Here is a 26,066-nt window from a genome sequence, read left to right as displayed (position 1 = left end):
CTATTTGTCATTTCGAAATGAGCCTTTTTTGGCGATTGAGAAATTTCATAATTATCTCAATCTTATGTTGGCTCTTTTCTGTGATTTCTCCTTCATCGAAAAGACAAAACTGGGTATTGTATTTTCTTCTTTTATTTGCTTTTATTTATCTCCTTTTTAGCAACTTCAAATTCTTCTGGTGTATTTATATTTCTAATAAAACTATCGTCAATTTCTACAATTTCTACATCAGAATTAATTAACATTTTACGCGGACAAGAATATCCTTGTGCTAAATATTGCAACAAAATCGAATATGCTTTGGGTTCGTAAATTGTAATTAAAGGCTCTGGAAAATCTTTGTTTTTTCCTTTAATGGCAGTTGCTGCTTTACTAGGGTTTCTATGTTTTAATAATAATTGAATAATTTCATCACTCACAAAAGGAACATCTGTTGCCAAGACAAACCAAGCAGCATTTGGGTCTTTTTGAAATGCAGAACAAATTCCGCCAAAAGGACCAAGATTTATAAATTTATCAGAAATCTCATTTTCATTTTCTAATGAATTTTGAACAGAATAAAAAGTCTCTAAATTATTATTTTCTAATAATTCTTTAACAGCTTCTTTTTGAGGTTTTCCAAAATAATTCAATTCAGATTTATCTTTCCCCATTCTTGTACTTTTTCCACCAACTAAAACCAAACCTTTAATTGGGGCCATTTTTTCTTGAATCAAATTATTAATATGATTTGCAATTTTATCAACTTCATCAATTGTATAGCAAATCTTATTTTTAATATTTGGATATTTATCTACTAAAAAATTAAAATATTCTGTTTCACTTTTAAGTTTTACAATAAATTGAATACGATCTAATTGGTCTAATCTTTTTAAAACAGACGCTTCTTTAGCTTCATCTAAAATTAAAATTTGTTTTGCTCCTTGGTAGTGATTTCCGTTTATAAAAACATAATCGAAGTTTGAAAAATCTAAACGTTGTTGAAATTTATTTATGTTTCCAGAAGTAGTAATTTGTAAATTTCCTTCGTGATGAAAAACATATTCAGCCAATTGGTTTTCTTCCACATCTTTAGCATGAGAAGTATCAAAATAAGCTAATTTATAATTAGATAGTTGCTTAGAAACTTTAGAAACTAAATCAGAAATAATTCCGCAATTTGTACCTAAAATTGAAACTTCATTAGGTGCAAAATTATCATTATGTCGTCTTTCTAAATTTGTATGTTTACTGTGTTTTTTAGCCATTTTTTATATCAGATTTTCCACCCGTTTTTTCTAACAATTTCACTTCTTTAATCACCATTTTCTGACTAATACTTTTACACATGTCATAAATAGTTAAACAAGCAATGTTTGCACCAGTTAATGCCTCCATTTCTACGCCAGTTTTTCCGGTAATAGTAACTTCACAAAGAACTTCAACATTTTCTAAATCTAAAATATTAATGTCAATATCTACACCATTAATTAGTAACGGATGACACATTGGTATTAATTCTGATGTTTTTTTTACTCCTTGTATTCCTGCAATAATTGCCGTTTGAAAAACAGGCCCTTTTTTAGTAAACAACTCATCATTTGTAAAATGAGCAATTACTTCTTTTCCTAAAAACATAGTTGCTTTTGCAATGGCTGTTCTCTTGGTAATTTTCTTATCAGAAACATTTACCATTTTAGGGTTTCCTTTTTTATTTATGTGTGTAAAATTTGTCATTTGATATCTTTATATGTTCTCGATACAATTCCTATTAAAATGGTATCACTCGAACTGATAGTCTGTTTTTACTATTTAGAAATAATACTCACAAAATTTCTCTTCGAGTAAAGTTTATCTGTATCTAATTATATTAAAAATTTCTCCTTTTTTGAATTCTATTTTATCATTTGGTAACTGAATAAAAGCGTCTGTTTTTACCAAACTTGCTAAATCTCCAGAACCATTACCCGAAATAGGTATAGCTATTAATTTACCTTTTTCACTTACTAGTTTTACTTGTAAAAAATAATCTAAACTAGGTTTAAAAGTAACATCTTCTCCTAAAATTGCACTTTCTTCTTTTATTTCTATTCCAACAGATTTGTAATACCATGGATAAAAATACACCAAACAATTTACAAATGTAGAAATTGGGTTTCCAGGAAATCCGAAGACAATTGTTTGTTCTTTTTCATTCTTATAAACACTCTGTTCACTCATACTAAAAGACACTTTTCGTCCAAACCAAAAAGGTTTTCCTGGTCTTTGTGCTACTTTATGAAACAGCTTACTTACACCCAATTCTTCAAAAACTTCTGGTAAAAAATCGTATTTACCTTTGCTAACTGCACCGCTAAAAAGTAAAACATCATATTCTTGTAAATAGGCTTCTATTTTAGATTTTAAAACAACTTTATTATCTGTAATATGAGCAGTTTCTGAAGAAATATTTAGCCTTTCTAATAATGAAACCAAAGTAAACACATTACTTCTTCTTATTTGATGCTCTAACGGAGTTTCCTCTACAGCAACCAGTTCATCTCCAGTAGAAACAATCATTACTTTTGGCTGTTTTACTACTTTTACAAGTGATTTACCAACAGTTGCTAAAACGCCAATTTCTGCAGCAGAAATTTCTATATTTTCTTCAATTAAAAGATCTCCTTTTTTACCGTCTTTACCTCTTATATGAATATTCTGTCCGTTATTTATTGCATCAATATTAATAGTTGCAATTCCATTATCAATTGAAACATCTTCGTAACGAATAACAGTATTTGCATTATTTGGCAAAACCGCACCTGTCATTACTTCAATACAGTTTACAGAATTAACAAGAGTTAATTGTTTACTTCCTGCTGCCTGAATTCCTTCTATTTTAAATACTCTTTGTCCGTTTTTAAATGAAGCGTAGTCAATTACAATTCCGTCCATAGAAACTCTATTAAAAGGCGGAAAATCTCTATCTGCTCTAATCTCTTCGTTTAAAACTCTACCTACAGATTTTATAAACGGAATTTCTTCAACGCTAAAGTTTTGAGCTGAATTTAAAACGATGTTTTTTGCTTCTTCTACTGAAATCATTTAGAAAGTATTTCTTTAATTTTTTCAATTTGAAGATCTCTATCTTCTATAATAAAACAATATTCTTTACCATCTTTTGTTGTAATTTTCATTCCATTATCAACAATTTTCATGGTCTTTCTTTTCTCTACATTAATAATTTCTATGAAACTTATATCTGTCTGACCTTTCTGGATATTTAAAGAATGACTTTTAAAAATTAATCTTTTATTGGTAAAAAACAACTTGCCACCAACTGCCTCAATACCTCTAAATAAATTAGCAAAAATTTCTTCTTTAAGTGTTTCCCCTTCAAGAAGTGCGGGCGCAATATTATCTAAACTTTCTCCAACAATTTTTCTCATAACCCATGGAAATAAGAATATGAAAAATAGTGTCATAAGAACACCAAAAATTATTGCTTGAATAATAATTTCTTTAAGATTTTGATTAGAATTTAAGATGTATAACATTAAACCATACACAACTGTTGTAGAGAAAAGTATGTAGGTTTTTTGTTTCCAGGTAAACTCTAATTTAAATTGTTTTTTCATCATACTATTTTATACTTTATCCACCAATTGTACTCATACTTTCTGATGCACCACCATCTTTTCTATTCGCTTCTGCAATAAAACCATTTTCTGGTTTCTGTTTAACCAAGCCTAGAAAGAGTTCTTTTAAATCGTCATTAGAAGCTCCTTCTCTTATAAAGTCTCGAAGATTAAAAACACCATCATCAAACAAACAGTTTTTAAAAGTTCCGGTACTTGTAATTCTAATTCGATTACAATCGTTACAAATAGTTCTTGTAAAAGCAGGAATTATTCCAAAAGTTCCCATGTGGTTATCTATTCCGAAATTTCTAGAAGTAGATGATTTTTCAGACTGAATCTCCTTTACATCAAACGCAGTTTTTACTTCATTTAAAATCTTCTTAAAAGTCCAATTTTCTTCCATTTTACGTTGTCCTTTTCCATTAAAAGGCATTTCTTCAATAAAACGAACTGCAACATTTTTATCTTTTGTTAATCTTACAAAGTCTACAATTTCATCTGTATTAAAACCAGATTGCACCACTACATTCAGTTTTAAATTTAAGCTACTTTTTTCGAGTAATTCAAATGTTTTATAAACTTCCGGAAAAACATCTCTTCTTGTAATTTTCGCAAACTTTTCTCTGTGTAAACTATCGATACTTAAATTAATGTTTTTTACTTTCTCTAATTGTTCAATTTTAGAAATATGCTGAGAAATCATTGCACCATTCGTGGTAATATTAATTGCTTCTAGCAAATCGTTATAAGACAACATTTCTAAAAAGCCAACAAAATCTTTACGTACAAAAGGTTCGCCACCAGTTAAACGCACTTTATTAACACCCAATTCTGTTAACACTCTAATTAAACGATACATTTCTTTAAAGGTTAACAATTCTTGTCTAGGAACAATATTTATCCCTTGAGCAGGCATACAGTACTGGCAACGCAAATTACAGCGATCTGTAACTGCCAATCGAACATATTCCATTTGTCTGCCAAAATTATCTAATAGTTTGCTCATTTAATTTGGTAGTTTTTTACTTAAAAGGCCATAAATAAATGCACCTATAAGCGCACCTAGTAATAGAATTAAAGCTGGTATTAATTTAAACCCAAGAATTACAAAAATAGGTGCTGCACAAGCACCAGATATTCCCCAACCTAAACCAAAAAATGTACCTCCTAAAATTGTACTTATATAACCTTCTTTCTTTGGTTTTGGTATAATCTTATTTCCATTAATGTCTTTTATTTTCCCGCTCTTAAATAACTGCATAAATATTGCAGAAATTACAACTGCACCTCCAATAATACCAAACATATGAAATGACTGAAATTTAAACATTTCATAAAAGCGATACCAAGAAATTGCTTGCGTTTTACTTAATACGATTGCGAAAAATATTCCTAATATTAAAAATCTGATGTTTTTCATAACTAAAATAAGATTGGAATTATAAACCACGTTGCAATGATTCCTCCAATAAAGAAACCAATTACAGCTAATAAAGATGGTAATTGTAAACTACTTAAACCTGTAATTGCGTGTCCAGAAGTACAACCACCAGCATAACGTGTTCCAAAACCAATTAAGATTCCTGAAACTATTAAAATAATAAATCCTTTAACTGAAGAAAATGCTTCAATACCAAAAATCTCATCAGGAAAATACTGATTCCCAACACTTAAAAACCCTAAATCTGTTAGTTCTTTAACTGTTGTTGGGTTTAAATCGATTGCTTGATTCGGAATTAAATATAACACAGATATAAAACCTCCAATAATTAATCCGACTACAAATAGCAATGCAAAATCGCGTTCTTTCCAATCTTTCTTAAAATAATCTGACACTTTTCCTGCGCCAGCCATTGTACATAAAGTTTCGAAATTCGTAGAGGCTCCAAAGTTTTTTCCGAAGTAGAAATACAATAACAAAGAAATTGCTATCAACGGACCACCAACATACCAAGGCCAAGGTTGTAATATAAAGTCCATAATTAAATTTTATCTTTTAAATAATTCATAATTAAATTTGTTGCTCCTAAATGATCTTCAATGTATTTTTTATTAATGATTCCTGTTAAGTTTCGAAAGCTTATATCTTCTTTTAAATTGATAAAACTCTCATTAAATTCTTCTTGATTTTTAATAGAAAGACAACCACCAATTTTTACTAAATCTACAGCTTCTTTAAATTTGTTGTATTTATTTCCAATAACTACAGGAATACCAAAAGTTGCTGGCTCTAAAATATTATGTAAACCCGTTTTTAAACCTCCACCAACATAACCAACATCTGCAACAGCGTAAATTTTAGTAAGAATACCTATTGTATCAATAATAAAAACTTGCTTTTCAGATAAGTTTACACCTTGTTTTTCTGAAAACAAAACAGTTTCTTTATTTATAGATTTCTTTAAATTTAAAATTGCATCGCCTTTAATATTATGTGGTGCAATAATAAATTTCTCTTCTTGCGTTGCTTTGTTATTAATGTAATTAACCAATAGCCCTTCATCTTCTTGCCAAGTACTTCCTGCTACAATAGTATATTTATCGTCTTTAAATTTATTTATAAAATCTAACGAGTTATCTTGTTCTAAAATTCTTAAAACCCTATCGAATCTTGTATCTCCAGCAACTGTTACGTTTTTAAAATTGATAGAATTTAGTAATTCCTTAGAGTTTTTATCTTGCACAAAAAAGTGATGGAAAGCCTCTAAAGACTTCCTCATAAAACCACCATATTTTTTAAAGAATAGTTGGTCTTTTCTTAAAATACCAGAAACTAAAATTGTTTTAATTTCTTGCTTCTTTAGTTCATTTAAAAGATTTGGCCAGAATTCATATTTTATAAAAACAGCAATAGTAGGGTTTGCAGCTGCTACAAATTTTCTTGCATTCTTTTTAGAATCTAAAGGCAAGTAACAAACTACATCTGCTAAATTATAGTTTTTTCTAATTTCATAACCAGAAGGAGAAAAGAAAGTAACTAAAATTTTATATTCTTTATGCTTCTTTTTTAATTCTTCTATAATTGGTCTTGCTTGTTCAAACTCGCCCAAAGAAGCAGCGTGAAACCAAATAGTTTTTTTGTTTTTTAAAGCAGATAACTTAGAGAAAGTTTCTTTTCTACCGGTAACAAAAAGTTTAATTTTCTTATTAAAAACAGCTATAAGAGGTAACAATATTGCTGCAAAAGAAACCGTAAAATTGTACATGAATTTCATATGAGTAAAAGTACAAAACGGAATGTTCTAAAACGAAAAAAAGCTCAAACAAATAAATGTTTGAGCTTTTTAATAATTTTATTTAAAACTTAGATACTAAGCTTCAAATGGAGTTATAGAAACATAAGATCTATTGTCTTTTTTCTTTCTAAATTCCACTACTCCATCAACCTTTGCATGTAAAGTATGATCTTTACCCATGTAAACGTTTTCACCTGGATTGTGAGTTGTTCCTCTTTGACGAACAATGATGTTACCAGCAATTGCTGCTTGACCACCAAAAATCTTTACGCCTAAACGTTTTGATTCTGATTCTCTACCATTCTTCGAACTACCTACACCTTTTTTATGTGCCATTTTGTTGAGTTTTTATAGATTAAAGTAAATTATTGGATTATTTTTCAATACCTCCGTCTAATCTATCTTGTAATTCCTTTAATTCGTCCCATTTACCATCAGCAGCTAAACCAGCTTGTTTTGGCCAAGTATCAGTCACAATGTGAGATAATCTTGAACTTGCTTCAGTTAAAATTTCACTTAATTTAGAAGCATCAGTTTTTGCTACTTTTGCAAAAGTATCTAAACCTGCGTTTACTAAAGCTTCAGCAGCTTTAGGTCCAGCACCTTCTATTTTCTTTAAGTCATCTCCTTTAGAAGATTTTTTTGGAGCAGCTTTTTTAGCTTCAGCCTTTGGAGCTGCAGCTTTCTTAGTTGCTTTTTTAGCACCAGAAGCAGCAATAGATTCAATTTGAATCTCACTTAAAGCTTGTCTGTGTCCATTTTTCTTTTGGTAACCTTTTCTTCGTTTCTTTTTGAAAACGATTACTTTATCACCTTGTAAGTGACTTAAAATCTTTGCCGTTACTGCGGCTCCTTCTATAGCTGGGGCGCCAATAGATACACTTCCATTGTCATCAAGTAAAAGAACGTTATCAAAAGTAACTTCTGATCCTTCTTCTCCTTTTAAACGGTGAACGTATACTTTTTGGTCTTTTGCAACTTTAAACTGCTGCCCTGCTATCTCTACGATTGCGTACATACTATTTGTTTTGCGTTAATTAACACACCTTCTCTATAGAAAATGCGGATGCAAATATACACCTTTTTTAGAACTTTACAACATTGCTTCAAAAAAAATAAACACATTATAATCAAGCAAATAAATAGTTTTTTCACTTCATCTTTTATTAGATTCTCACTATTTTTGGTGATGCCTTCTAAAAAACGTTATTTTGTTGTAACAAAGATTAATTATCTGCGTCATACAAGGCATCAACTATTAATTAAATAAAAAATAAATGAAAAAAAGTATTTTAACTCTGGCTTCAGCTATGTTACTTGCATTTTCTGCAAATGCGCAAAAAGTTGAATTTGAAGAGTACAAATTAGACAATGGTATGCATGTAATATTGCACCAAGACAAATCTGCACCTGTTGTAATTACATCTGTAATGTATGGTGTTGGTGGTAAAGATGGTAGTAGAGAGAGAACTGGTTTCGCTCATTTCTTTGAACACTTACTATTTGAAGGTACAGAAAATATAGGTAGAGGAGAATGGATGAAAATTGTAGCTTCTAATGGAGGTAAAGTAAATGCAAACACGTCTAAAGATAGAACTTACTATTATGAAATATTTCCTTCTAATAAACTAGAGTTAGGTTTATGGTTAGAATCTGCGCGTTTGTTTCACCCAATTATAGGACAAGAAGGTGTAGACACACAAAATGAGGTTGTAAAAGAAGAAAAAAGACAACGTACAAGACCTTATTCTCAAATTGTAGATGAAATAAGCAAGAACTTATTTAAAGTTCACCCATATAAAGATCCAAACGTTGGGTATATGAAAGATTTAGATGCTGCAACATTAGCAGAATTCTTAGCTTTTAATAAAAAATACTATGTACCAAACAATGCTACTTTAGTTGTTGCTGGTGATATTGATTTTGCTGCAACCAAAAAGATGATAAAAGATTATTTTGGTCCTATTCCTAGAGGAGCAGATGTTGTTAGAGAGTTTCCTAAAGAAGCTCCTATTACAAAAGAATTTAGAGCAAAAGCTTATGATGAAAACATACAAATACCTGCAGTAATTGCTGCATATAGAACACCTTCTTTTAAAACTAGAGATTCTAAAATTTTAGATATGATATCTACTTATTTAAGTGGAGGAAAAAGTTCTATACTTTATAAGAAAATGGTTGATACCAAAAAAATGGCACTTGCTGTACAAGCTGTAAATATTAGCCAGCAAGATTATGGTATTTACGCACTATTTTCTTTGCCTTTAGGTGACGTTACTTTAGATGATTTAATTAAAGAAATGGACGAAGAGGTTTTAAAAATTCAAACGGATTTAATTTCTGAAAGAGATTTTCAAAAAATACAAAATCAGTTTGAAAACAATTATGTAAACTCTAACTCTAGTGTTGTTGGTATTGCTAACTCTTTGGCTAGATATCATGTAATGTATGGCGACACTAATTTAATTAATTCTGAGATTAATATTTATAGATCTGTTACTCGTGAAGAAATTAGAGCAGTTGCAAAGAAGTACTTAAATAAAAACCAAAGATTAATCTTAGAATATTTACCTAAGAAAAAATAATAAAAAAGATGAAGACAAAAATTTTATCAATTATAGCAGTTGTATCTATGTCTTTTGCCACAAATGCGCAAATAGACAGAAGCAAAATGCCTACTCCAGGACCAGATCCTGTAGTAAAATTAGGAAGTGCAGACAAATTTACTTTAGATAACGGTTTAACAGTAATTATGGTAGAAAACCATAAATTACCAAGAGTATCTGCAACCTTAAGAATAGACAACAAACCTTATTTAGAAGGTGATATTGCTGGTGTTTCTAACATGATGGGAAGTTTACTAGGTAGAGGAACTACAAATATTAGTAAAGATGATTTTAACGAAAAAGTAGATTTTTTAGGAGCTAATGTTGGCTTTTTTAGCTCTGGTGCTTCTGCAAGATCTTTAGAAAAATACTTTCCAGAAGTATTAGGTCTAATGGCAGATGGTGTTAAAAACTCTCAATTTTCTCAAGAAGAATTTGATAAGGAAGTAAAAGTAACTTTAGAGAACATAAAATCTTCAGAAAAAAATGTATCTGCTATTGCTGCTAGAGTTCAAAGTATTTTAGTTTATGGTAAAAATCATCCTTATGGTGAGTACACAAGTAAAACTACAATAAACAATATTACTTTAGACGCAGTAAAAAATAATTACAATACATATTACAAACCTAACAACGCGTATTTAATTATTGTTGGAGACATTAACCCAAAAGAGACTAAGAAATTAGTTAAGAAATTATTTGCAGATTGGACAAAAGGAGAAATTCCTGTTTCTAATTTTCCAACTCCAGAAAATCTACCTACAACTCAAATTAGCTTTGTAAATATGCCAAATGCTAATCAATCTGAAGTTGCAGTTGTTAATACTGTAGATTTAACTTTAGGAGATAAAGATTATTATGCAGCTTTATTAGCAAATAAAATTCTTGGTGGTGGTGGTTCTGCTAGACTTTTCAATAATTTAAGAGAAGATAAAGCATATACTTATGGTTCATATTCTGGTATTAGCCAAAATAGAGAAAAAAACACAGGTACTTTTAGAGCTACCGCTAGTGTTAGAAACATGGTTACAGATAGTTCTATTGTAGAAATACAAAAAGAAATAAACAAGATTCGTTACCAACAAGTTACAGCTAAAGAATTACAAGATGCTAAAGAAGAATATATTGGTAGTTTTGTAATGGACGTTCAAAAACCTGCTACTGCAGCAAGTTTTGCCTTAAACATTGCGCTTTACAACTTGCCAGAAAATTTTTACGCGAACTACATTAAAAACATTAACTCTGTAACTGTAGACGATGTACAAAATGCAGCAATTAAATATTTTAAAGGAGATAAGGCTAGAATAATGGTTACTGGTAAAGGAATTGAGGTTCTTAAAAACTTAGAGAAAACAGACTATGTTATTAACTACTTCGATACAGAAGGAAACCCAACTAAAAAACCAGCAATGACATTACCAATTCCTGCTGGAATGACTGCAAAAACAGTAGTTAATAAATACTTTGATGCAATTGGTGGTAAAGACAAAGTTATGGCTGTAAAAACAACGATAACAGTTGCCAATGCAACAATTCAAGGAACACCTTTAGTAATGACAATGAAAGCTTCTGGTCCTAACAAAACTTCGCAAGAAATTTCTGTAATGGGTAATACAATGCAGAAAACAGTTTTTAACGGAACTACAGGGTATTCTAGTTCAAGAGGACAAAAAATAGACATGACTGCTGCACAAATTACTGAAGCTAAAAACGGAAATGCTTTGTTTAGCGATTTAGAATATGCTTCTGGAGAATTAGTAAGAATTGAACCTTTAGAAGGAAAAAACGCTATTGTTTTAAAATATAATGATACTGAAGTTTATTACGACATGGCTTCTGGTTTAAAAGTAAAACAAGTAAAAACTACTAAAACGCCAGATGGTAAAGAAGTAAAAACACCAACAATGTTTTCTGACTATAAAGCAGTAAACGGAGTTAAATTTCCTCATTCTATTGGAATTAAATCTGGACCAATGAATTTAGATTTCGTTGTAAAAGAAATTAAAGTAAACGAAGGTGTTTCTAATGCAGATTTTGAATAATCAATTTTATAAATATTTTTAAAACAGAGAGTCAAGATTTAGTTCTTGGCTCTTTTTTTTATGTTCATTTTTATAATATCAGAAAAATTAAAATACCTCAACTTTCTTATGAAGAAGAAAATTACTTTTTCTTATTTACCAAATAAACTCCTGCTAAAATAATAATTCCGCCTAAAACCTGAACAGAACTTAATTTCTCACCATCTAAAACACCCCAAAAAATGGCAACTAAAGGAATTAAATAAGTTACAGAAGATGAAAAAACAGGATCTGAAATATGAACTAGTTTGTTGTAAATAGTTTTTGCTATTCCTGTTCCTACTATTGATAATATTGCTAAATACCCTAAAGACTGCATTAAAACCTTATTTTCAAAATCGAATGTTACAAAGAAATCTGTAAAACTTAAAACGACAATTGCTGGTATAAGTAATAATAAAAAATTACCTGTTACAATAGAAAGTGCATTTAAATCTCCTAAATACTTCTTTACCATATTTGCATTAAATGCGTACCCAACAGAAGCGATAATTATTAAAAAAGCATACCAATAATTTTGATCTGGGTTTAAAGCAGCTCCTTTTAAAATCAAAATTAAGGTTCCTACCAAACCTATTAAAATACCATATAATTGGGTTCTTTTAAAAGCAAAACCAAATACAATTGCACCAAAAATTAAGGTATTAAAAGGTGTTAATGAGTTTAAGATAGACACAATAGAACTATCTATAGTTGTTATTGCAAACGCAAATAAAAACCCGGGCACAAAAGTTCCTGCAATAGACGTGTAAACAATATACTTATAATGTTTCTTCTTTATTTTTTTTAATGATGGAAAAGCTACCGTTAATAAAAAAACAGCAGTAAAAATCATTCTTAAAGCACCTAATTGAATAGGTGTAACACCCAATAAAGCTTTCTTCATTAGAATAAAAGAACTTCCCCAAACCAAAGAAAGTAAGGTAAGATAAAGCCATTTTTGTTGTTGATTATTCATCTCATTATTTTTAACACTGCAAAAGTCTTATAATTATTGAAATATGAGCTTGATTATTAATAAATTTGTATCATAATTTAATAATTAAATATGATGACTACTAAAAAAATATTCTTTTCAATAGCTATTGCTTGTTTTGTCTTTATAGGATGTAACAAAGAAGTAAAAAAAGAAAACGTATCTCTTGCCATTTCTGGTATGACTTGTGAAATTGGTTGTGCAAAAACAATTCAATCTAAATTATCTAAAAAAGAAGGTGTAATAGACGCTAAAGTTGTTTTTACAGATAGTATTGCAAATATAGAATTCGATGCAAATACAACTTCTAAAAAAGACTTAATTGCATATGTAAATGGAATTGCTGGTGGAGATTTATACAAAGCTTCTGAAGCTTCAGAAATTTCTAATAAAACAGTAAATTCTACAAAAACACATGTTTGTTCAGATTCTTGTAAAGAAAATTGCGAATTAAAAGCAAACAAAAAAGGTTGTTGTTCTGGTGCAAATGTAGATGGTAAAATGGTTTGCGCAGATGATTGTAAAATGGCTTGTTGCGTTCAAGAAACTGAGTAAAAAGTATTCTTATAAATAAAAAAAGCAGGCTAAAAAGCCTGCTTTTTTTATTCTAAAAAGTTTTTAGATTACAAACCTGCACTTTTCCAAGTCCAAGTAGAAACATCTACTTTAGTTCCTGTTTTATAATCTGCTGTTGTTGTTGCAGCATTACCATCTATAATAACGTTTGCTAAAGGACCTCCATCTTTCATATCGATATTTTTAGCATAACCTTCTAACCAAATGTTAGTAATAGTTGCACCAGAAGTCTTTTTAAATTGTAACGCTGTACCGTCTACTGTAGAAATAGCTGTTAAGTTTACAAACTTAGGGTTTCCGTTATCTTTATCTCCTTCGAAAGCAGTAGAAAAACCAGAAACTGTATGAGAAATGTACGTATTTGTTACAGTTCCGTTCCAACCTTCTGTCCAATCTACAGAATCATCTTCATTATTTTCTAAGTAAACATTTGTTGCAGAAACTGTTCCTCCAAAAAACTCTAAACCATCATCTGCTCCATTTACTACAGAAACGTTTTCTATTGTAGTACCAGAACCAACTCCGTATAAAGAAATTCCGTTATATTGAGAATCTGCGTTAATTTGAGCTCCTGTTCCTTTTATTACTAAATACTTAATTGAACCAGAGTTATCTGTATCATTTGTTCCTCCGTAAATAAAACCACCAACCTCTGCTTCTGCATTTACACCAGCAGTTGTTGTTGCATCTCCACAAATTGTTAATCCACCCCAATCTCCTGCTACAGCAGAAGAAGAAGAAATTACAACTGGGTTTGTTGCAGTACCTTGAATATCTATTTTACCTCCTTTTAAAACAGCAATATAAACTCCTGTACCACCATCTCTCGCTTCGATCTTAGTTCCTGCAGGAATTATTAATTCTCCACCAGCTTGAACAATATAAGAAGAGTTTAAACTGTATTTTATAGCGGCATCTAAAGTAACTGTACCAGTTACAGTACCTTGTAAAATTGATGTTGGAATAGATACGCTAGAACTTACCCAAGTAAAGTCTATAGCACTAACTGTTTGTGCGTTTGTATATGATAATAAAGGATTTGCAGCAGTACCTTCTATAAGAACGTTTGTTAATGCACCACCATCTTTCATATCTATTGATGTATCATAACCAGTTAAAGATAAACCTGTTATTGTTGCACCAGATTGTTTCTTAAACTGTAAAGCTGTACCACCAACTGTAGAAACAGCAGTAATATTACTAAAATTAGGGTTTCCGTTATCTTTATCTCCTTCAAAAACTGTAGAAAAACCAGAAACTGTATGTGTAATATATGCATTTGTTACAGATCCATTCCAACCTTCTGTCCAGTCAATAGAATCGTCTTCATTATTTTCTAAAAATAAGTTTGTTGCAGAAACTGTTCCTCCAAAAAACTCTATTCCATCATCAGAACCATTAATTACAGCAACATTACTAATAGAAGTACCAGAACCAACACCATATAGAGAAACACCGTTGTATTGTGAATCTGCATTAATTTGAGCTCCTGTTCCTTTTATAACTAAGTAATTAATAGACCCAGAATTGTCTGCATCATTTGTACCACCGTAGATAAAACCACCAACTTCTGCTTCTGCATTTACACCAGCAGTTGTTGTTGCGTCTCCACAAATTGTTAATCCTCCCCAATCTCCAGGAGTTCCTGAAGCAGATGACATAAATACCGGGCTAGATTCTGTTCCTTGCACATCTATTTTACCTCCTTTTAAAACAGCAATATAAACACTTGTTCCGCCATTAAGAGCTTGAATTCTTGTTCCTGCAGGAATTGTTAAAGTTGCACCAGATTCAACAATAAAAGAAGCGTTTAAATTATATATCTGACTAGAATTTAAAGTAAAATCTTCATCAAGATTACCATTCATTATTCCAGATTTTAAGTTCTCTATTATTTCAGAGTCTGTTCCTCCAATAACAATTGCTGGTTCTTCACTACCGCAATTTGTTAGCGATAAAGTAGCAATTGAAAAAGCTACGATGTTTAAAATTTTAAAAACTGATTTTTTCATTTTAGTTTAGTATGATTATTAATTTCACACAAAGAAATCACCTTAATCTTTTGTTTTCTTTACCTAAATATTAATAGTATGTTAGGGTTTTTAATATTTAACCCCTTTTGTTAACTAATGGTTAATTGCCTAAAAAGTATACTTTACACTTACTGTTAATTGGCTTCCTTTTTTATAAGAAGACACTGTTTCGTTTGTTTCTATATTAGTAATTAAGTTCTTAACTTTTTGAGTTTGCTTAATCTCTGGGTTAATTAAATTTCTACCTACTAATTTTATTAATAGATTGTCTGTTAATTTTTTACTTACTACTAAATCTAAGGTTACAAAGCCTTTTTCTAAAATCTCATCATTATATAAAGACGCACTGTTTGCAAAATCTTCTGGAGAACCTAATGCAAATATTTTATCTGAAGAATAATTACCAGTTAATGTTGCAATAAATTCTTTTTCTTTTTTATCACTAAAACTTAACGAACCATTTGCTATAAAATCTGATGCTCCTTGTAAACTAGATGTTGTTACATCTTTGTATTGAAAGTCTTTTAACAAATCTTGCTTTAACCACATTTTGGTAACATTACCTGTTATGTTTAAAATACCTTCATTATCATCATTCTTAATTAAATCTGTTTTCGCTTCTAACTCTAAACCATAAACATTTGCTTTCTCACCAGTATTAGAATATACAAAGTACCCAGATGAACCTCTTGTTTGAGATAGGTTAATTGGATCGTTAATTTGTTTGTAAAAAGCAGTTGCAGAAAAAAGCTGTCCGCTTTGTGGAAACATTTCATATTTTAAATCGAAATTATAAATTTCAGATTTTTCTAAATTTGGATTCCCTTTTGTTACACGACCTGTTGGAGACACATATTCAAACGGAGATAATTCTTTAAATTCTGGTAATGTTTGTGTAACACTAGATGCAAAACGTAAATATTTATTCTCTGCTAATTCATACTTTAAATTTACACTTGGAAATAAACTTTCATAAGATCTATCTAAAGTACCTACTCTACCTACAAAATTTGCAACATCCCAAATTACATTTATTTCATCTCTTTCGTAACGCAACCCTAAGTTACCAGACAATTTATTGTCTAATTTAAAATCGAAATTTACATAACCTGCAATAATATTTAACTCTGCTTCATACCTATCTGCATCTCTAAGTCTTAAAGTTAAACCGTTATTAAAATTTGTTGAAGTAAATGTTGATGATAAATTATCTACAGAAGGTGCCTTAAAATCTTTAGCTCTTACACCTACAAATAAAGATTTAAAAGTTCTTTCTTTATGTCTATAGTTTAAGCCATAGTTTAAAGAATAAGGTTTATTATCATCTTCATCTTTAAAACCTAATGCCCATTTATTTTCTAATAAAGCATTGTATTCTGTATCTTGAATTTTCTGACTAGATTTTCTTTGTTGAAAATCGCCAACGTGTGCATATTGAATTTCTGGTGAAGTTGTAACATCTAAAATATTTACTTCATTTCTAATTCTATTAGGCTCTTCTGCTAAAACAAAATTGTAACCACCAGCCCAATTTAAGGTGTTGTTTTCATTCCATTTATGTTCACCTAAAAGCTGGTTGATAAACATTGTAGTTTGTCTAAAGTTTTGATCTCTAACAAAAGCGCCTTCTTCTTGCGGATCTTGATCAAAAACATACCCTAAACCATTTCTTCCTTGTTCATATAAGTTATCTACGCCTGTATTTACAAAAAGTGTATTGTACTTAATTTTGTTGTTATCGTTTAATTTTAAACTAACATTTACATATCCTGTTGTATTAGAATTAGAAGCATACTGTTCTACATCTGTAAATGCTCTATCTAAAACGTTAGATCTGTATGCTCTAAAAACTCCTTTTTGATAATTGAACGTTTTAGAATGAGAACCTGTAAAGAAAACTGCCACATCTTTACCAAATACTTCAAACTTCTTTGCTGCAGAAAAAGAACCATTAAAATTTACTGGAGTAGAAAGTTTCTCTGTATCCCAACCCTGTAAAGTAATAAGATTTTGTAAAGCAAATTGTTTTTGATGAAAACCTAAAGTAACATCTTTGTTAGTAATTGTTGTTCTAAAATCATCTGAAAGACCTAAAACATTTGTGTTTGTTCCACCAGATAATGAAATAGAATATCCTTTTTTAGAATACTCTTTAGAATTTACATCTACATTACCAGAACCTTGGTCTGCATAATTAGAGGTACTATATGTTTTACTAATACCTACATTTTTTATAATGTTTGTAGAAAATAAATTTAGATTAATGTTTTTATTTTCAACATCATCTGAAGGAATTGGCAAACCATTCATTGTTGTAGACAAATATCTATCTCCTAAACCTCTAATATAAATACTACCAGAACTTTCACTTTTTGTAACTCCAGAAATTTTAGTTGTTGCATTTGCTGCATTAGAAACTCCTATTTTTGCTAAAGTTTGTGCACCAATACTTTCTTTTATTACTGTTGCTTTCTTTTGCTCTAATAAAAGCGCACTAGCAGATTCTTTACTTGTAGAAGTCTTTATAACTATTTCATCTAAGCCAACACCTTCTTCTGCAGACATTACTTGGTTTATAGTTATTGTTTGTCCTGCGGTAATAGTAAATGTTTTTTCAACAGTTTTATATCCTAAAAAACTAAAAGATACTATATGTGTTCCTGCAGGAACTTTAAAAGAGTAATTACCATCAAAATCGGTAGTTGCCCCAACATTGGTTCCTTTTATAAATACATTTGCAAAAGGTAAAGACTCATTATTTGCTTCCTTATCAGTTAACAAACCTTTTAAAGTTCCTTTGTCCTGTGCAATTAATACTTGGCTTAATGCTATAAAAGCAATAAATAAAATTTTCTTCATTATCGTTAGTTATTTACTGTGGCAAAAGTGCGCTTGTTTTGTAAAGTATATGTTAGCTTTAAATTATGCTTCCATTACTGAAACATTACCAATATGTTAAATCGAGTAAATAGTTAACAGTTTATTAATTTTAAAAAAACATTAATTTCAAGCATCCGTTAGATATTTGTAACAATCATTCTAGATTGAATGTCATTATAAAATTATTAGTTTTTGTCAACTATTTTATATGACTTACTGCCCTTGGCCAAAGCAGTATATTTATTTTTTAATGCTATTTTAACATTAACTTAACATTGTTAGTGGTTCTTTGTTGCGACAAAAACTAATAATAATGAAATTACCAATACTACGAAATGTAGTAATATTAGCCTGTATCTGTGCTTTTTATAGCATAAATGCACAAGAAACAAACGCACCAAAGTTTGGAAAAGGCCTTTTTAATTTAGTTGGAAAGGACAGTACTTGGTCTATGAAAATTGGTTTAAGGTTTCAAACACTTGCAACTTCTAGTTGGGATGTTAGTAACGGACTTTCTAATCCTGCAACTTCTTTTTTAATTAGAAGATCTCGTTTAAAATTTGATGGTTTTGCATATTCACCTAAACTAAAATATAAAGTTGAATTAGGTTTGTCTAACAGAGATCAATCTGGCGCATCAAAATACACAAGCAACGCACCTAGGTATATTTTAGATGCTGTTTTAAAATGGAACTTTACAGGAAACTTTGTTTTATGGTTTGGACAAACAAAACTACCAGGAAACAGAGAACGTGTTATTTCATCTGCAAACTTACAACAAGTAGATAGGTCTTTATTAAATAGTAGATTTACTATAGATAGAGATATAGGAATTCAATTAAGACACCATTTTAACCTTACAGATACTTTCTTAATAAAAGAAATCTTTTCTATAGCACAGGGTGAAGGAAGAAATATTACTACAGGAAATATTGGTGGACATCAATATACAACTCGTGTAGAATTGTTTCCTTTTGGAGACTTTAAAAGTAAAGGAGACTATAAAGGAAGTGATTTAAAGTTTGAACCTAAACCAAAATTATCTCTAGGCTTTGCATATGATTTTAATAATAATGCCTCTAAAACAAGAAGTAACCAAGGTTCTTATATGTTAAATGATATTGGTTTTTATTCTACAAATATTTCTACCGTATTTATTGATGCAATGTTTAAGCATAAAGGTTTTTCTTTTATGGCAGAATATGCAAATAGAAATGCAGATGATGCTTTAGCTAAAAACTCTGATGGAACTTTAACAGGAGATGAAGTACAAATTGGTAATGGTTTAAATTTACAAACTGGTTATTTATTAACTAAAACAATAGAAGCTTCTGCTCGCTATACAAACGTAACTTTAGATAGAAATATTACAGGTAAAGGTGCAGAAAACCAATATACATTAGGTCTATCTAAGTACATTGCAGGCCATAAGTTAAAAATACAAACAGACCTAAGCTATACAGACATTGGGTTTACAACGAATAAGCTACTTTATAGATTACAAGTAGACATTCATTTTTAATGTAATTTATAATAACATAAACATAACATTAATAACTTTTTGTGTGTGTAGATTTGCAAAACTTAATTTAATCAAAGAAAATGGGAGATCCATATATTTTAATGTTAGTCGCTTTAGCTGTTTTAGCTATTGTAGATTTAGTAGTAGGAGTTAGTAACGATGCTGTTAACTTTTTAAATTCAGCAATTGGCTCAAAAGCAATATCTGTTAGAAATATTATGATTATTGCTAGTTTAGGTGTGTTCTTTGGAGCAATTACCTCTAGTGGTATGATGGAAGTTGCACGTAAGGGTATTTTTAACCCAAGCATGTTTATGTTTCAAGACATCATGTTTATATTTATGGCAGTAATGATTACCGATATTCTTTTATTAGATATCTTTAATTCTCTTGGTATGCCAACATCTACAACAGTTTCTATTGTATTTGAATTACTAGGAGCTGCAGTATGTATTTCTTTAATTAAAATATCTGCAAACGATTCTCAATCTGTATCAGATATCTGGAACTACATTAACCATCAAAAAGCATTAGAAATTATAAACGGAATACTACTCTCTGTTGTAGTTGCATTCTCTGTTGGTGCGCTTGTACAGTTTGTTTCTAGATTAATTTATTCTTTCAATTTTGAAAAAAGAGCAACTTATATAAATGCCTTATTTGGTGGTTTTGCTATTACTGCAATTACTTACTTTATTATTATTAAAGGTATGAAAGGAACTCCTTGGTATAAAGATGTTAAGTTTTTAATTGAAGGAAACACAATAGCTATTATTGCAGGAAGTTTTGTGTTCTGGAGTTTAGTATCGCAAATATTAATAAAAGCATTTAAAATAAATGTCTTAAAATTAATTATTGGTATTGGTACTTTCTCTTTAGCAATGGCGTTTTCTGGAAACGATTTGGTAAACTTTGTTGGTGTACCAATTGCAGCTTGGAATTCTTACCAAGCTTGGGAAATTTCTGGCGTTGGTGCAGATGCATTTTCTATGGGTATTTTAGCTAAAAAAGTACCATCTAACGTATATTTATTATTATTTGCTGGTGCAATTATGGTTGTTACATTATGGACTTCTAGTAAAGCACAAAACGTAATAAAAACTGGTATCGATTTATCTAGACAAGGAGAAGGTCATGAGAAATTTAAACCAAACCCATTATCTAGAATTAGTGTAAGAACTGCAATGGCAATAAATATTGGAATTAGATATGTTTTACCAAAACCTACTTTAGCCTATATAGATTCTAAATTTACTAAACCCGTTATAGAGTTACCAAAAGACAAAACGTATGAATTACCTGCTTTCGATTTAGTAAGAGCTTCGGTAAACTTAATTGTTGCTGGTATTTTAATATCTATTGCAACTTCAATGAAACTACCTTTATCTACAACTTATGTTACATTTATGGTAGCAATGGGTACATCTTTAGCAGATAGAGCTTGGGGTAGAGAAAGTGCTGTTTATAGAGTTGCTGGTGTATTAAATGTAATTGGTGGTTGGTTTTTAACTGCTTTAACTGCATTTTTAGCTGCAGCTTTAGTTGCATACTTAATTAGCTGGGATATGGTTATGATTCCTATCTTATTAGCTGTAGTTGCTTTCTTAATTGGTAGAAACTCTTTAATACATAGAAGAAAAACAAAAGAAGAAAAAAAGCAAGTATATATAGAAAGAGCAGAATTAATTACAATTAATGGTGTAATTGAAGAAAGTGCAGATCATATTTCTGGTGTTGCAGATAGAGTTAATAAACTATATACTAATGTTGTTAACGACTTAGCTAATCATGATTTAAATAAACTACGTAAAACAGACAAACACGTTGGTAAATTAAACGATGAGATAGACGGCTTAAAAGACGGTGTATTCTACTTTATTAAATCTTTAGACGAAACTTCTGTACAAGCAAGTAGGTTCTATATTATGGTATTAGGTTATTTACAAGATGTTGCACAGTCTATTAGCTATATTTCTAGAGCTAGTTACAAGCACGTTAATAACAACCATAAAAACTTAAAGAAAGGGCAATTAAAAGACTTAAAAGAAATAGACCAAGAATTATCTGCTCTACTTTTAAAAGTTGCAGATGTTTTTGAAAAAAGAACTTTCGATAATTTAAGTGATATCTTAATCGAAAAACAAGAATTACTTAAAAACGTTTCTTCTTCTATAGAGAAGCAAGTTGCAAGAATTAGAACAGACGAAACAAGTCCTAAGAACACAACACTTTATTTTAGTTTGTTATTAGAGACTAAAGATTTAATATCTGCTTTAATGAACCTTTTAAATACATATGAAGAATTCTATTTAAGTACAAAACAGAACAACTAGAATTAAGAATTAAATAAAAAAAGCCATGATAAATTTCATGGCTTTTTTTTTGTGCTTATAATTTAAAACCAGAAACCTAAGTTAAACAACCAAAAACCATCTTTATTTTCTGGCGTCCAACTATATTTTAGTTCTATTGGTCCTATAAAAGAATCGTAACTATAACCCAGAGCATACCCAGATTTTATATTATCAAATAATTCTAAGTCTTTAAAAACATTATCTTCTAATCTTGCATAGTTTGCTATAAATGAAAAGTAATGCGTATCTCCTACTCTATACCTTAAATTTAGCTCTGTTTTAATAAAAGAGTTATTAGATAAATCTGAAAACTCATAACCATACAAAGAAATAAAATTGTTAATATAATTTTGATTATAACCTCCTAAATAAAAATCGAACACATTAGAAGTAGGATTACCAATAGTAAAAGCTGCTTCATTGGTATTTTGAAGCGTAAATCTATCTCCAAAAGTAGTTGCAAAACCAATTGTACCCTTTGCTTGAGAAAACATTCTAAAATCATTATTATAATCTGTAGAAGCTGCGTACCATTTAAAATTTAAATCTGCAAAATAACCTTTAGTTGCAAAATACTTTTTATTGTATGTATCTAACTTTAAATACCCAAAAGCACTAAAATAGTTACTCCTATCTATAATTGTTTCTAAATTTGTTGTTGCAGTTGCCAACGTTTCTGTAGAAGCTTTTATCCATTTATGTTCTAACCCCAATCCTAAAGCAAACTTTCTATTAAATGTTGTTTGAAAAAATGCTTGGTTTGTTAGATCTGAATAACTTAAATTAATGCTATTTACATTCGATATATTAGAAACCTGATTAAATTTAGCATTACTTCTAAAGTGATTATATCGAGAGCGGAAACCGTAACTTATATAAAAACCATTATCTACAAAATAATTTAAATTATACCTTAAATTATCTCCTAAAACCATGTCAAAAGAAAACATGTCGTTATTTTTAAATACATGTTTTTGATTGTATGTTGCTAAAACACTAGACTTATACAGCAAATCGTAATGAACACCTAATTTTAAATTTGCATTTTCATTAGATTCTTTTAATTTAAAATCTAATAAATAACTACCATTTGTCTTTTTTATTAAATTGTATTCTATTCTATTATAATTTCTAGTTGCAGAGAGCAAGTATATTTTTTTAGTAATATCATTTCTAGACAAGCTATCTCCTTCTTTAATATTTAATTTTCCTAAAACAAAAGCTCTAGTATAATTAGATGCACCTTGTATTCCTATATGCGAAATCTCTAATTTTTCTGTACTAAATTCTAAAGTTCCCCTCTTCTTTTTAACCGTTTGTTTAGCTGCTATTTCTTCAAAAACCTTCACATATTTCTTAGCTTCTATAGTTCCTTTTTCTAGAATTTCATTCTTTTTATCAAAATCTACAACAGTATAATTAAATATTTCTGGATGAATGTAAACATCTAGTTTTTTTATTTCTTCATCTGTTTTGCTATACATCTGGTAACTCATAATCTGATTTAACAAAGCAACAACAGAGTTAATTTTTTCTTTCTGAAATAATTTACCTTCAACATCTACACCAATTACAATATCCATCCCTTTGTCTTTCATAACACTTACAGGAAAATTATTAGCAATACCGCCATCTACCAATAATTTGTTATTAATTTCAACAGGGTTTAAAAGGGAAGGAAAAGAGGCACTTGCTCTTAATGCAATAGGTAAAGAACCACTTTCTAAAATTACAGGAGCGCCATTTTCTACATCTGTAGCAATACAGAAAAAAGGAGTTGAAAGCTTAGAGAAATCTTGATTACCGTCGACAGAGTCGAATAGCTCTAATAATAAATTTAAAACATTTTGCCCTTTAGAAATAGCTCTAGGAAACCCTATTTTACCTTTATTAACAGGCAGTGTAATTACCGTTTTCTCACCATACTCTTTCTCAAAAAAAGTTTCTGAATTTCTTGGCAATCGATCTCTTATTAAGGTTAAAAAATCTGTTGTAAAAATAATTTCTTCTATTTGGTTTGCAGAATAACCAGCGGCATATAAACCACCAATAATAGCACCCATACTTGTACCACCAATATAATCTATTTGTACACCTGCTTCATCTAATGCTTTTAAAACACCTATATGAGCAAAACCCTTTGCACCACCACCACTTAAAACCACACCTACTTTTGGTTGTCTTTTTTGTGAAAAAACACTAATAGATAAAATAAAAAAAAGGAAGAATAATTTTAATTTCATAATTATTTTTTATGATAAAAGTTATGTACTTTCATTGCTCTAGAATGGCCAATTTCTGTTTTTAAATCTTCTAAAGAAGCTTCTTTAACACGTTTTGCCGACTTAAATTTACGTAATAAAGTTGTAATAGTTTGTTCACCAACATCTGGTATTTGCTCTAACTCAGACTTTATAGCACTTTTACTACGTTTGTTTCTATGAAACGTAATACCAAATCTGTGAGCCTCGTTTCTTAAATATTGTGTAATTTTTAAAGTTTCAGATTTCTTATCTAAATATAAAGGAATAGGATCTTCTGGGTAATAAATTTCTTCTAATCTTTTTGCAATACCAATAATGGCAATTTTACCACGCAAACCTAAAACATCTAAACTCTTTAAAGCAGATGATAATTGCCCTTTACCTCCATCTACAATAATTAATTGCGGCAAAGGTTGCTCTTCTTCTAATAAGCGTTTGTATCTTCTAAAAACCACCTCTTCCATAGAACCAAAATCATCTGGCCCAACAACCGTTTTTATATTATAGTGTCTGTAATCTTTTTTACTTGGTTTTCCATCTTTAAAAACCACACAAGCAGCAACTGGGTGTGTACCTTGTATATTCGAATTATCGAAACATTCTATATGACGTGGTTCTACAGAAAGGCGTAAATCTTTTTTCATTTGCGCCATTATTCTTTTTACATGTCTATCTGGATCTACAATTTGCACTTGCTTAAATTGTTCCATTCTATAATATTTCGCATTTCTTTCAGACAGCTCTACAATACGTTTTTTATCCCCTAATTTAGGTACTGTAACTTTTACGTTTTCACCTATATTCACTTTAAAAGGTGCATAAATTTCTGGCGACTGAGAATCGAATCTTTGTCTAATTTCAACAATAAAAAGCTCTAATAACTCTTTATCTGTTTCATCTAATTTTTTCTTAATTTCTGTAGTATGAGACTGTATAATAGAACCGTTAGATATCTTTAAAAAATTTGCATAACCATGAGTTTCATCAGAAATTATAGAAAAAACATCTACATTATTTATAGACGGATTTATAATGGTGCTTTTAGATTGGTAATTGCCTAGTAAGTTAAGTTTCTCCTTAATTTTTTGTGCTTCTTCAAACTCCATTTTCTCTGCAAAATCTAACATCATATCGTTAAATTTATCTAAACTTTCTTTAAAATTTCCTTTAATAATATTTCTAATTTCTTTAATAGAATTATTATAATGTGCCTCTGTTTCTAATGCTTCGCAAGCACCTTTACAATTTTTTAAATGATATTCTAAGCAGACCTTATATTTTCCTTCGTTTATGTTCTGGTGACTTAAATCGTAATTACAAGTTCTTAATGGATATAGTTCTTTTATTAAATCTAATAAAATTCGAACTGTTTTTATAGAAGTATAAGGTCCAAAATATTCAGACCCATCTTTTATAACTCTACGCGTCATAAAAATTCTAGGAAAACGTTCTTTTTTAATACAAAGCCAAGGGTAACTTTTATCGTCTTTTAATAAAATATTGTAACGCGGTTTGTATTTTTTTATTAAATTATTTTCTAATAATAAAGCGTCTGTTTCTGTATCTACAACAATATGTTTTATGTGTACAATTTTTTTAACTAGAACTCTAGTTTTTCCATTTTCATGATTTTTATTGAAGTAAGAAGAAACTCTTTTTTTTAAATTTTTAGCTTTACCAACATAAATAATCACGTCGTTTTTATCAAAATATTGATAAACACCTGGTTCATTTGGTAATGTTTTTACTTGAAGTTCTAAAGATGCAGACATAGCACGAAATTACGTATTTTTTTAAACACTTCATAAAGTAAAACGATTGAAAACAAAGATTAAAAAACAGGTAAAAACACCTGTTTTAATTTAAAAAACAAGTACAAATACCTAGTTTTAGTTTAATTTATCTAATTTTATAACCTAACCAAAATTATATTAACTTT

20 protein-coding genes are annotated in these 26,066 nt (G+C 29.7%); 5 read left to right on the top strand and 15 right to left on the bottom strand.

Annotation, left to right across the window (positions count from 1 at the left end):
* Positions 1 to 131: 131 nt before the first annotated feature.
* The 10 genes from SHK09_RS02960 to rplU form a co-directional block, all read right to left on the bottom strand.
* Positions 132 to 1,247, bottom strand: coding sequence for an NTP transferase domain-containing protein (locus tag SHK09_RS02960; RefSeq protein ID WP_319809281.1), 1,116 nt, complete (start codon positions 1,245 to 1,247; stop codon positions 132 to 134).
* Entirely contained in the window at positions 1,240 to 1,716 is a 477-nt protein-coding gene (gene moaC / locus SHK09_RS02955; RefSeq protein ID WP_319809280.1) for a cyclic pyranopterin monophosphate synthase MoaC, read from the bottom strand. The genes SHK09_RS02960 and moaC overlap by 8 nt, the downstream gene beginning before the upstream one ends.
* Before the next feature lie 114 nt (positions 1,717 to 1,830).
* Positions 1,831 to 3,063, bottom strand: coding sequence for a molybdopterin molybdotransferase MoeA (locus SHK09_RS02950; protein ID WP_319809279.1), 1,233 nt, complete (start codon positions 3,061 to 3,063; stop codon positions 1,831 to 1,833).
* Complete coding sequence (locus SHK09_RS02945) at positions 3,060 to 3,599, bottom strand: GRAM domain-containing protein (RefSeq protein ID WP_319809278.1); 540 nt, start codon at positions 3,597 to 3,599, stop codon at positions 3,060 to 3,062. Before SHK09_RS02945 ends, SHK09_RS02950 begins: the two co-directional genes overlap by 4 nt.
* 13 nt (positions 3,600 to 3,612) lie before the next feature.
* Positions 3,613 to 4,605 carry a GTP 3',8-cyclase MoaA gene (gene moaA, locus SHK09_RS02940; RefSeq protein ID WP_319809277.1) on the bottom strand — a complete coding sequence of 331 codons (993 nt, stop codon included), beginning with the start codon at positions 4,603 to 4,605 and terminating at the stop codon, positions 3,613 to 3,615.
* Positions 4,606 to 5,019, bottom strand: coding sequence for a YeeE/YedE thiosulfate transporter family protein (locus SHK09_RS02935; RefSeq protein WP_319809276.1), 414 nt, complete (start codon positions 5,017 to 5,019; stop codon positions 4,606 to 4,608). It abuts the gene before it with no gap.
* Between the two features lie 2 nt (positions 5,020 to 5,021).
* Positions 5,022 to 5,579, bottom strand: a complete 558-nt coding sequence (locus SHK09_RS02930) for a YeeE/YedE family protein (RefSeq protein ID WP_319809275.1) — start codon at positions 5,577 to 5,579, stop codon at positions 5,022 to 5,024.
* Positions 5,580 to 5,581: 2 nt separating this feature from the next.
* Positions 5,582 to 6,814, bottom strand: coding sequence for a 3-deoxy-D-manno-octulosonic acid transferase (locus SHK09_RS02925; RefSeq protein WP_319809274.1), 1,233 nt, complete (start codon positions 6,812 to 6,814; stop codon positions 5,582 to 5,584).
* A gap of 96 nt (positions 6,815 to 6,910) precedes the next feature.
* Entirely contained in the window at positions 6,911 to 7,171 is a 261-nt protein-coding gene (rpmA, locus tag SHK09_RS02920; protein ID WP_036782547.1) for a 50S ribosomal protein L27, read from the bottom strand.
* A 37-nt stretch (positions 7,172 to 7,208) separates the two neighbouring features.
* A complete protein-coding gene (gene rplU, locus SHK09_RS02915; RefSeq protein ID WP_319809273.1) occupies positions 7,209 to 7,853 on the bottom strand; it encodes a 50S ribosomal protein L21 in 645 nt (214 codons plus the stop codon).
* A 259-nt stretch (positions 7,854 to 8,112) separates the two neighbouring features.
* On the opposite strand from rplU, the gene SHK09_RS02910 reads away from it, so the two are divergent.
* Positions 8,113 to 9,420: a pitrilysin family protein gene (locus SHK09_RS02910; RefSeq protein ID WP_319809272.1), complete on the top strand. Its 1,308-nt coding sequence runs from the start codon at positions 8,113 to 8,115 to the stop codon at positions 9,418 to 9,420.
* Between the two features lie 8 nt (positions 9,421 to 9,428).
* Positions 9,429 to 11,483: a pitrilysin family protein gene (locus SHK09_RS02905; RefSeq protein ID WP_319809271.1), complete on the top strand. Its 2,055-nt coding sequence runs from the start codon at positions 9,429 to 9,431 to the stop codon at positions 11,481 to 11,483.
* 121 nt (positions 11,484 to 11,604) lie between these two features.
* On the opposite strand, the gene SHK09_RS02900 is transcribed toward SHK09_RS02905, so the two are convergent.
* Positions 11,605 to 12,480 carry a DMT family transporter gene (locus SHK09_RS02900; RefSeq protein ID WP_319809270.1) on the bottom strand — a complete coding sequence of 292 codons (876 nt, stop codon included), beginning with the start codon at positions 12,478 to 12,480 and terminating at the stop codon, positions 11,605 to 11,607.
* 90 nt (positions 12,481 to 12,570) lie between these two features.
* On the opposite strand from SHK09_RS02900, the gene SHK09_RS02895 reads away from it, so the two are divergent.
* Complete coding sequence (locus tag SHK09_RS02895; RefSeq protein ID WP_319809269.1) at positions 12,571 to 13,053, top strand: heavy metal-associated domain-containing protein; 483 nt, start codon at positions 12,571 to 12,573, stop codon at positions 13,051 to 13,053.
* A gap of 68 nt (positions 13,054 to 13,121) precedes the next feature.
* Here SHK09_RS02895 and SHK09_RS02890 read toward each other — a convergent pair whose 3' ends face one another.
* Positions 13,122 to 15,086: a hypothetical protein gene (locus tag SHK09_RS02890; protein ID WP_319809268.1), complete on the bottom strand. Its 1,965-nt coding sequence runs from the start codon at positions 15,084 to 15,086 to the stop codon at positions 13,122 to 13,124.
* 129 nt (positions 15,087 to 15,215) lie between these two features.
* Positions 15,216 to 17,966 (bottom strand): TonB-dependent receptor, encoded by a 2,751-nt coding sequence (locus SHK09_RS02885; RefSeq protein ID WP_319809267.1) that lies wholly within the window; start codon positions 17,964 to 17,966, stop codon positions 15,216 to 15,218.
* A gap of 334 nt (positions 17,967 to 18,300) precedes the next feature.
* Between SHK09_RS02885 and SHK09_RS02880 the strand changes: the two genes are divergently transcribed.
* Both SHK09_RS02880 and SHK09_RS02875 read left to right on the top strand, forming a co-directional pair.
* Positions 18,301 to 19,509 (top strand): porin, encoded by a 1,209-nt coding sequence (locus SHK09_RS02880; RefSeq protein ID WP_319809266.1) that lies wholly within the window; start codon positions 18,301 to 18,303, stop codon positions 19,507 to 19,509.
* Positions 19,510 to 19,589: 80 nt separating this feature from the next.
* Positions 19,590 to 21,842 carry an inorganic phosphate transporter gene (locus SHK09_RS02875; RefSeq protein WP_319809265.1) on the top strand — a complete coding sequence of 751 codons (2,253 nt, stop codon included), beginning with the start codon at positions 19,590 to 19,592 and terminating at the stop codon, positions 21,840 to 21,842.
* Positions 21,843 to 21,904: 62 nt separating this feature from the next.
* Here the strand turns inward: SHK09_RS02875 and SHK09_RS02870 are convergent, their stop codons facing one another.
* Together SHK09_RS02870 and uvrC are read right to left on the bottom strand one after the other, a co-directional pair.
* Positions 21,905 to 24,106, bottom strand: a complete 2,202-nt coding sequence (locus tag SHK09_RS02870) for a patatin-like phospholipase family protein (RefSeq protein ID WP_319809264.1) — start codon at positions 24,104 to 24,106, stop codon at positions 21,905 to 21,907.
* A gap of 2 nt (positions 24,107 to 24,108) precedes the next feature.
* Positions 24,109 to 25,899 (bottom strand): excinuclease ABC subunit UvrC, encoded by a 1,791-nt coding sequence (gene uvrC, locus SHK09_RS02865; protein ID WP_319809263.1) that lies wholly within the window; start codon positions 25,897 to 25,899, stop codon positions 24,109 to 24,111.
* Between the last annotated feature and the right edge of the window lie 167 nt (positions 25,900 to 26,066).

The organism is Polaribacter sp. PL03, from assembly GCF_033875165.1.
Classification (GTDB): Bacteria; Bacteroidota; Bacteroidia; order Flavobacteriales; family Flavobacteriaceae; genus Polaribacter.
Note: the sequence above shows the minus strand (reverse complement) of the source record. Positions and strands in the feature narration are given on the sequence as shown.

Coding starts and splice junctions, on each gene's coding strand:
- SHK09_RS02960 (WP_319809281.1), bottom strand. CDS start 1,247: ATGGCTAAAAAACACAGTAAACATACAAATTTAGAAAGACGACATAAT.
- moaC (WP_319809280.1), bottom strand. CDS start 1,716: ATGACAAATTTTACACACATAAATAAAAAAGGAAACCCTAAAATGGTA.
- SHK09_RS02950 (WP_319809279.1), bottom strand. CDS start 3,063: ATGATTTCAGTAGAAGAAGCAAAAAACATCGTTTTAAATTCAGCTCAA.
- SHK09_RS02945 (WP_319809278.1), bottom strand. CDS start 3,599: ATGATGAAAAAACAATTTAAATTAGAGTTTACCTGGAAACAAAAAACC.
- moaA (WP_319809277.1), bottom strand. CDS start 4,605: ATGAGCAAACTATTAGATAATTTTGGCAGACAAATGGAATATGTTCGA.
- SHK09_RS02935 (WP_319809276.1), bottom strand. CDS start 5,019: ATGAAAAACATCAGATTTTTAATATTAGGAATATTTTTCGCAATCGTA.
- SHK09_RS02930 (WP_319809275.1), bottom strand. CDS start 5,579: ATGGACTTTATATTACAACCTTGGCCTTGGTATGTTGGTGGTCCGTTG.
- SHK09_RS02925 (WP_319809274.1), bottom strand. CDS start 6,814: ATGAAATTCATGTACAATTTTACGGTTTCTTTTGCAGCAATATTGTTA.
- rpmA (WP_036782547.1), bottom strand. CDS start 7,171: ATGGCACATAAAAAAGGTGTAGGTAGTTCGAAGAATGGTAGAGAATCA.
- rplU (WP_319809273.1), bottom strand. CDS start 7,853: ATGTACGCAATCGTAGAGATAGCAGGGCAGCAGTTTAAAGTTGCAAAA.
- SHK09_RS02910 (WP_319809272.1), top strand. CDS start 8,113: ATGAAAAAAAGTATTTTAACTCTGGCTTCAGCTATGTTACTTGCATTT.
- SHK09_RS02905 (WP_319809271.1), top strand. CDS start 9,429: ATGAAGACAAAAATTTTATCAATTATAGCAGTTGTATCTATGTCTTTT.
- SHK09_RS02900 (WP_319809270.1), bottom strand. CDS start 12,480: ATGAATAATCAACAACAAAAATGGCTTTATCTTACCTTACTTTCTTTG.
- SHK09_RS02895 (WP_319809269.1), top strand. CDS start 12,571: ATGATGACTACTAAAAAAATATTCTTTTCAATAGCTATTGCTTGTTTT.
- SHK09_RS02890 (WP_319809268.1), bottom strand. CDS start 15,086: ATGAAAAAATCAGTTTTTAAAATTTTAAACATCGTAGCTTTTTCAATT.
- SHK09_RS02885 (WP_319809267.1), bottom strand. CDS start 17,966: ATGAAGAAAATTTTATTTATTGCTTTTATAGCATTAAGCCAAGTATTA.
- SHK09_RS02880 (WP_319809266.1), top strand. CDS start 18,301: ATGAAATTACCAATACTACGAAATGTAGTAATATTAGCCTGTATCTGT.
- SHK09_RS02875 (WP_319809265.1), top strand. CDS start 19,590: ATGGGAGATCCATATATTTTAATGTTAGTCGCTTTAGCTGTTTTAGCT.
- SHK09_RS02870 (WP_319809264.1), bottom strand. CDS start 24,106: ATGAAATTAAAATTATTCTTCCTTTTTTTTATTTTATCTATTAGTGTT.
- uvrC (WP_319809263.1), bottom strand. CDS start 25,899: ATGTCTGCATCTTTAGAACTTCAAGTAAAAACATTACCAAATGAACCA.